This window comes from Nocardia sp. NPDC023852, assembly GCF_040639505.1.
GTDB lineage: Bacteria > Actinomycetota > Actinomycetes > Mycobacteriales > Mycobacteriaceae > Nocardia.
This window is the reverse complement of sequence record NZ_JBFAAB010000070.1, coordinates 1-3,168: the sequence shown is the minus strand read 5'-3', so window position 1 is coordinate 3,168 and position 3,168 is coordinate 1. Positions and strand designations below refer to the sequence as shown.

At 64.2% G+C, this 3,168-nt stretch carries 4 protein-coding genes; 1 reads left to right on the top strand and 3 read right to left on the bottom strand.

The window, feature by feature from the left end; genetic code table 11:
* A partial coding sequence (locus tag AB0H00_RS31875) for a C40 family peptidase (protein WP_357273641.1) occupies positions 1–374 on the top strand: 374 nt, incomplete at its 5' end.
* A gap of 343 nt (positions 375–717) precedes the next feature.
* On the opposite strand, the gene AB0H00_RS31870 is transcribed toward AB0H00_RS31875, so the two are convergent.
* The 3 genes from AB0H00_RS31870 to AB0H00_RS31860 form a co-directional block, all read right to left on the bottom strand.
* The gene (locus AB0H00_RS31870) at positions 718–1,761 is read right to left on the bottom strand and encodes a transglycosylase SLT domain-containing protein (RefSeq protein ID WP_357273639.1); all 1,044 of its coding nucleotides are present in this window, start codon (positions 1,759–1,761) and stop codon (positions 718–720) included.
* Positions 1,762–1,937: 176 nt separating this feature from the next.
* Positions 1,938–2,159 carry a hypothetical protein gene (locus tag AB0H00_RS31865; RefSeq protein WP_357273637.1) on the bottom strand — a complete coding sequence of 74 codons (222 nt, stop codon included), beginning with the start codon at positions 2,157–2,159 and terminating at the stop codon, positions 1,938–1,940.
* A 557-nt stretch (positions 2,160–2,716) separates the two neighbouring features.
* On the bottom strand, positions 2,717–3,168 hold a 452-nt coding region (locus tag AB0H00_RS31860; protein ID WP_357273635.1), incomplete at its 5' end, for a phage tail tip lysozyme.

Here is a 3,168-nt window from a genome sequence, read left to right as displayed (position 1 = left end):
CTGGGGCAGGAGCGGGAGCGACCGGAGCCGCCGCGAAGGCGATCGCGGTGGCACTTTCTCAGACCGGAAAACCCTATGTGTGGGGCGCGGAGGGGCCGAATTCGTTCGACTGCTCGGGTCTGATGCAGTACGCGGCGGCGGCGGCGGGTGTCAAGATTCCACGAGTCGCGGCGGATCAGTATCGCCAGCTACCCAAGGTCAATCCGTCGGATATCCGGCCGGGCGACCTGATCTTCACCAGGTTCGGAAACGGCGGCCCAGGCCACGTCGTCATGTACATAGGCAACGGCGAATGTATTGCCGCGTCCCGCAGCGGAGTACCTATCGGGAAGGTACCACTGCCAAAGAGTTACGCCGCGGCACGATGGACCTGACCGCCTCCCTGCGGCTTCGTCGGCGCCGAGTGCGGGGATGACGGACGAGTACCTCGCGCACACCAGCGCCTGGCCATCGAAGTGAGCGTGGTGAGCGAAGGCAGATCCGTGACGCCCTGGCGTCGGCGTAGAAAGTCAGATCCGCGATCCGGGCCGGCGGTGTAAACGGACCGTCGGTGAACTCGATGGTGGTAGCACCACGCCGACGCACCCACTCCACAGCGTGCATGGTGTCGCGCGGGATTGAACAACCGACCCATCGGCGCCATTGGGTCGGTTGAATTCCACGGACGGACGACGCCGGTCGCGCGCGTGACCCTCTGCGGCCGAGCGGAATCGAGTGTCAGTACCCGACATATGAGCCGCCACCACGCATCTGCACGATCCCCGGCACATTGCTGACCGAACCGTAGCGCTCGATGGAATACCGCACGCCCGCGATGATGTTGTCGACCGGATTCCAGATATTACGATGTCCCGGAAGGGAATACGAGTTGAACGTCGGATCGATGGTCTGCATCAGCCCCTTTGACGGGATCCCCGCCGCGGCGTTGCTGTCCCACAGGTTGATCGCGTTCGGGTTGCCGCCGGATTCATGCTGGATGATCGCCGCGATATCGGCGGGATCGATTTGGCGCGTGTCATAGCCGTGCTGGCGGAGCACCTGAAGTGCCTCGTTGATCCATTGCCCCTGCTGACCAGAGGGACGGGTGCGCGGCGGACCACCGCTGGGGCCGCGCATGCCGGGGTGCGTAGCACGACGCGGGCGGCGCGGGCGGGCCGGGCGCGCCTGTTGCATGTACCGGTCCGCGAGGGCGGCAACACGTTCGGCGGTGAGCGTCGCGGCCGCCTGCCCCTGCCCTAAGACCGTTCCGGCACGCTGTAAAGCGTTACCCAGCGTGACAACAACGAGGTGCCGTCCCGCTGCCGTGTCCTCGACCTTGCCGAGCGCGGTCAACGCGGTATTGACCTCGGCGATGATCGAGTCGATGGCGGCCCTTCCTTGCGTCGTGCTGTCGACAGCGCCGTCCAGGATGCGCCCGAGTTCGGCGTTCAAAGACTGTGTGGCATCTACATTCCGCGAGGTGTTCTGATTGTTGGCTGCGTACCGCGATCCCAGCTCGCCGTCCCACACCACCGGACCGGTCGGCCGGCCTGCCGCGATGTCGGGAGGGGCGTAGGGTTGCCCGGAGTTCGCGGTAGGAGTTCCGTCGCCGTAGTGGGCAGCTATTGATGCGAGGGCACCGAGCGCGGCCGCCGCCATCGGCGTGGTCGCCCCGGACCAGGCCAGCGCATCGGGTCGGGCAACCGACGCGGCGCCGCTTGTAGCAGAAGGTGTTTCGACGACCGGAGTGCCCGCTGGGCTGCGTGCGGCCGTGCTCGCCACCGGAGCCGGAGCAACCGATGCCGGCGCGCCTCCGGGCAGCGGTGGCGGGACCCGCGCCGGACTGCCCCGGGCTTTCGTCCTGGTAGGGCGGCCAGGGGCAGACGTGGTAGCGCCCACTCTCGGGTCATTACCGTCCTCCGTGTCGGGTTCGGACGGGGTCCGCTTCGTCGGCGCCATCAGTGCCCCAGGTACGCATGACCGCTGCGAACAGCCTTGACACCCGAAATATTGCTGACCGAGCCATCCCGACTGAGGGCGTGTCCGGTTCCCCCGAGGATATTGTCGGTCTGGTATCCGGGCTCCTTCATCAACCCGCACAACACCGCTTGCTTGTGTGCGAAGGAGCCGTTCAGAACGGGAGCGATCACAAGATGGGGCAACATCACCGAGGCAGCCATGATTCGCCTTCCGCCACACGACTCGATGCGTGCGCTGCCAACCATCAGATCAGGTGGTGGATGCCAGTGCAGACGGTCCAGGCCTCTGACAGTAGGGGGCCAACTCCGTCGGTTCGCTGGCCTCATGTCACCTGCCCCGGTGCTTCACTCACCCCATCAGAGGACTTTCTTGCGCCGACACCTGCCCGACAGCGTAGCCGCAGCATAACCTAGCTCTATATCAGATCTCGCCACCATGTTCCCGTCAGCGAGAATGCATCGCGTACAGCGTTGTGAGTGGATGTCCGCGACTGGCAATACACCGTCGCCCACGCTGATTCCCTTGCGGCACGGCGTTGCGGCGATCAGCCACGCAGGGACGAGTATCGACAAGGTGACTGGGCTGACCGTCCCCCCGGTGCGGACCTGGCACCGGCCGAGTCCGGCTTCCACGCAAACGACGCCTTGTGGCGAGACCCGCTCCAGCACGGTGATGACTGCCGTGACCTGGCATATTGCGCAATCGACGAGATACCTTACAACTCCCGGCAACAAGCGGGCAATTGCGACGATCGGCGCTAAGCGGAGACGCTTCCCATAGATGCCGCGATTCGATTTGCATTCGCGATGCGCTGCCCCCTAGCCTCGCCAGAGCTTCTTTCATAATACTGATCGAAGACCGCTGCGGCAGCGGCGGGCGTTTGCGCAGCTTTGAGATACCTGTATGCACCCGATTCACTACCGCGCAATTCCTGCATCATGAAATCCACTTGGACCTTCCAGTCGGTAACAGGACCTCGGGTGGCGGCAAATCGCTCGAGATTTCGCCGCCGCCCGCCCAGCCACTGACACAAGCCTATGGCACCTTCGCGCGGATTCAGAGCAGAAGTCTTCAAGCCTGATTCAACCTGCATGTTGCCCACGATTCCTGCGGCTTGCGCCGGCGTAAAGCCATATTTTGTGATGAGGTACTGATAGATTTCCTTGGCCTGGGGATTCGAACCACCCGGGGTAGATTCGCTGGATTGGT